This is a genomic window from Chloroflexota bacterium, assembly GCA_018648225.1.
Taxonomy (GTDB): Bacteria; Chloroflexota; Anaerolineae; order Anaerolineales; family UBA11858; genus NIOZ-UU35.
Genome location: JABGRQ010000223.1, coordinates 1 through 4,166 on the forward strand (window position 1 = coordinate 1; position 4,166 = coordinate 4,166).

At 54.8% G+C, this 4,166-nt stretch carries 2 protein-coding genes; both read left to right on the top strand.

The window, feature by feature from the left end; genetic code table 11:
- The first annotated feature begins 184 nt into the window (after window positions 1-184).
- Window positions 185-1,243: a Fic family protein gene (locus HN413_18375; GenBank protein ID MBT3392369.1), complete on the top strand. Its 1,059-nt coding sequence runs from the start codon at window positions 185-187 to the stop codon at window positions 1,241-1,243.
- A 15-nt stretch (window positions 1,244-1,258) separates the two neighbouring features.
- Entirely contained in the window at window positions 1,259-3,853 is a 2,595-nt protein-coding gene (locus HN413_18380; protein ID MBT3392370.1) for an SUMF1/EgtB/PvdO family nonheme iron enzyme, read from the top strand.
- The last annotated feature ends 313 nt before the right edge of the window (window positions 3,854-4,166 follow it).

The following is a 4,166-nucleotide window of genomic DNA, read 5'->3' on the forward strand; positions in this document are numbered from 1 at the left end:
ACTGGTTTCTGGCAACTGCGCCCGAAGGGCGCTTCTGTTTTTCTTTTCTACCTTGTTGTGCAAAGTGCGCTGTTCAATAAAGCTACCCGCTCCCGTTTTTTAAACGCGTTTGGCGAAAAAACGCCTTTCTTATATAATCTTATACAGTTGAAACAGTAAGAAAGCCCAAGAGAAGGAATTTCCAGTGAACCACTCAAACCTTGACCAACGCCTGAACAGCTTACCAGCCGACATCTGGCAGCGCATCGCTCAAATAGATGAACTCAAAGGGCGCTGGGTTGGGGGCGTAAAACTCAGCCCACAGGTGTTGGGGCGGCTCAAAAAATCGGTCTTGGTGACCTCCACCGGCGCATCCACGCGCATCGAAGGGGCGCGCTTATCGGACGAAGATGTCGAAAAGTTAATGCGCGGGATTTCCATGCAGCAATTCGCCAATCGGGATATGCAGGAAGTCCAGGGCTACTACGAACTGCTCACCAATGTCTTTGAATCCTGGGATCGCCTGCGATTTTCCGAGGGACTCATCCAACATTTTCACCAGGAACTGCTCAAATACGTTGAAAAAGATACCCGGCATCGCGGCGAATACAAAAAGCAAGAGAATAAAGTCCACATGGTGGATGAAGCCGGGCAATCCATCGGTATCTTATTCGATACCACACCCGCCTACCTGACCCCCAAAGACATGCAAGAACTGGTCGAATGGACACAGCAGGCCAGGGATGCGCAAACATATCACCCCCTGCTGATCATCGCCAGCTTCCTGGTGCAGTTTTTGCAAATCCACCCCTTTCAGGATGGCAATGGCCGCCTGTCGCGCATCCTGACCAACCTGCTGATGCTGCAAGCCGGGTATGCCTATATGCCCTACGCTTCGCACGAAAAAATTATTGAAGATAACAAGCCCGAATATTACCTGGCTCTGCGCCAGAGTCAGAAAACCCTCCACACGGAAGCGGAAACGATCTTACCCTGGCTGGAGTTTTTTATGGATGCTGCCTATCAGCAAGCGCAAATGGCGCTTGATCTTCTCTCCGCGGAGAATTTGGATAAGCTGCTTTCGCCGCGTCAGCTTGAAGTCTGGGGATATTTGCAATCCGTCCAGGAAGCTACCCCAAAAGAATTGTCCGAAAATCTTAATATCCCGCGCCCCACGATCAACCAGGTCTTGAACCGGCTCATCCATCTCAAGAAAATTGAACGCCTGGGGCAGGGTCGGGGGACGCGCTATCGCGTGCTTTGAAAGGGATAGACCAAAATGGCAAAGCAAACCAAAATCGAAACGATCACCGCCCAGCGAGATGTCGTTATGGGCGACCAGATCAACCAAATTATCCAAATGCCCGCCTTTCAGCCGCACCCCGATCTAAAAGCATTGCGTCGTGAATATCTGACGCACCTGGAACGCAGCTATCACGCTCTGGATTTCAAGGGCATTCCGCAGCTACAATCCTTGTCGCGCGAACTGCGGCTTGAAGAGGTCTACGTGCCGCTGGTGGCGCGCCCCGAAATGCCCGCCGGTGAAACTTGGGAGCGTCGTCTGGCCGGGCGAATGCTGGACGCCGAGGCGCTGCCGGATGAAACCTTGGTCGTCAAAACCGAATCCGCGCCCCTGGCGGTAGAGCAAGCAATGGGCGAACACTCGCGCGTGGTGGTGCTGGGCGATCCCGGTTCGGGCAAAACCACCCTGCTCAAACATCTGACCCTGCACCTGGCCGCCGAGAAAAACGCCCCGCTGCCGATCCTTGTACCCATGAACGCCTACGCTGCCGCGTTGGAACAGGAGGATATTAACCTGCAAGGCTATCTGCCGCACTATTTTGCAGGATTGGCGCAAGGCATTGCCAACTTGCAGCCGCTCTTTGATGCCGCGCTGGAACAAGGGCAGGCCGTAGTGCTGCTGGATGGCCTGGACGAAGTACAAAATGAGCGCGCCCGCTTGGTGCATAAAGTGGAAACTTTTGCCGCCGAAGCGGTGGGCAAGGGCAATAAAGTTGCTATCACCAGCCGCATTGTGGGTTATCGCGAAGCCCCGCTCAACTCGCAGCGTTGGTCGCTCTACACTTTGCTCGATTTCGACCACCGGGCCATCGAAGACTTCGCTCAACGCTGGTGTCTGGCCTTCGAGATCAGCACCCTGGGTAATACCCCCGAAGCGCACGCCCGCGCCGAAGAAGAACGCCGCGCCCTGCTCGATTCGATCACAGCCAGCCCCGGTGTGGGGCAGTTAGCCAGCAATCCGTTGCTGCTGACCATTTTGGCGCTTATCAAACGTCAGGGCGTCTCGCTGCCCAATCGCCGGGTAGAATTGTACGAACTCTACCTGAAGACCCTCATCACCGCCTGGAGCCAGGCGCGTGCGCTGGATAAACGTCCCGCTGGCCCGGCGCTGGACTATTTAGAGACCGTATCTATTTTGGGGCCGCTGGCCTTGTGGCTGCGGCAAGAGAATCCTACCGCTGGGCTGGTTTCGCAAGAAAAACTACTCGACTGGCTGACCGATTACCATCAGGGGGAAGAATGGGGCATGAAGCGCGGCGAAGCACGCCGCGCAGCCAGTGCCTTTTTGAAGAGCGTGCGCAAATACTCGAATCTGCTACTGGAACGCGGTCAGGGGCGCTATGGTTTCATCCACCTGACCTTTGAAGAAGCCCTGGCCGCCCGCGGTCTGGAGAAGTTGAGCCAAACGGATATGGCAGCGAGTTTGGCGCTCATCCAGCAGCATCTCACCGACCCCGGCTGGCGCGAGACGATCTTGCTGGCGATTGGCGTATGGGGCATTGTGCGCGAGAACCCGCACACGGCGGGTAAAGTTGTGGAGGCCATGCTGGCGATGGAATGTTCTGAGGATGGAGCCGGTCAGAATATCATCATGGCGGGAACCTGCCTGGAAGATGTGGGTGCGCAGGGCTTGGGCCGTGTGACGGCTACCCGCGTACAAGCAACATTGCTGGCTGCGATCTATGATCGTTCCCTGCCGCCCGCCGTGCAGTGCGATGCCGGGTTTATCTTGGGGCGCACGGGCTGGCACCCGGATGATCTGGATACCTTCATTCCTATCCCCGCTGGGCCATTTCTTTATGGGGATGAGAAAGAGAAAACGGTTATCGAGCAGCCCTTTGAGATTGCCAAATACCCGGTCACCAATTTGCAATACCGGCGTTTTGTGGATGCAGGCGGATATAACATCCAGGAATTCTGGAGCGCCGAAGGCTGGGCTTGGCGTACCGGCGACTATGATAGCAAAGCGCCGGATAAATACAAAAACTGGCTCTCAAATCGCCCGCCGGAGAAACGCAACGAACCGTATTGGTGGCATGACCGCAAGTGGAATAACCCCCTGACCCCGGTGGTGGGGGTGAGCTGGTTTGAGGCTGAAGCCTATTGCAATTGGCTGGCGAGGGAACTCGGTAAGCCCATTCGTTTACCGACCGAACAAGAATGGGAGCGCGCCGCCCGCGGCGTGGATGGCCGCGAATACCCCTGGGGGAATGAATTTGACCGCAATAAAGCCAATTGTGCGGAATTTTGGGCTAATAAAGCTGATTTAAGCGATTACGAAGAATGGAAAAAATGGTTGGACAGCGATGATTTCAACTTGGCATCTACTTCGTTGATTGGGCAGTTTTCCAATGGCGATATCCCAGAAAGTGTCAGGGACTTGGGTGGCAACGTTTGGGAGTGGACGAATTCATGGTGGGAAGAAAAATACATTAACCGCGTGCTGCGCGGCGGCGCGTGGGACTACATTCGGAGGGACGTGCGCTGCGCCTATCGGAACTGGTTCGTCCCCGACAACTTCCTCAATTATCTCGGGTTTCGTGTTCTTTCCCCCCGCGCAGCGCCCCTGTAGCGCCGCAGGCGCAAAGGGGTGGCTCGCTAGTTCTGGTTTCTGCTTGCTGGGCACTGGTTTCTGGCAACTGCGCCCGAAGGGCGCTTCTGGTTTTCTGCTAGACATTGTTGCGCCAAGTGCGCTGCTCAATAAAGCAACCCTTCCCCGGTTTTTAAGCGCGTTTTTTTAGCACCTTCATCTGGTGTTGATGTTGTTACCCAATTAGGGTGAAATCTTGGGTATCTTAAGAAAAATAATGTCAAAACGATAACTTTTTTTGGAGAAACCAGGCCATCTAGCACGGTTATTACTTTCGATAATTTCCACATTATCG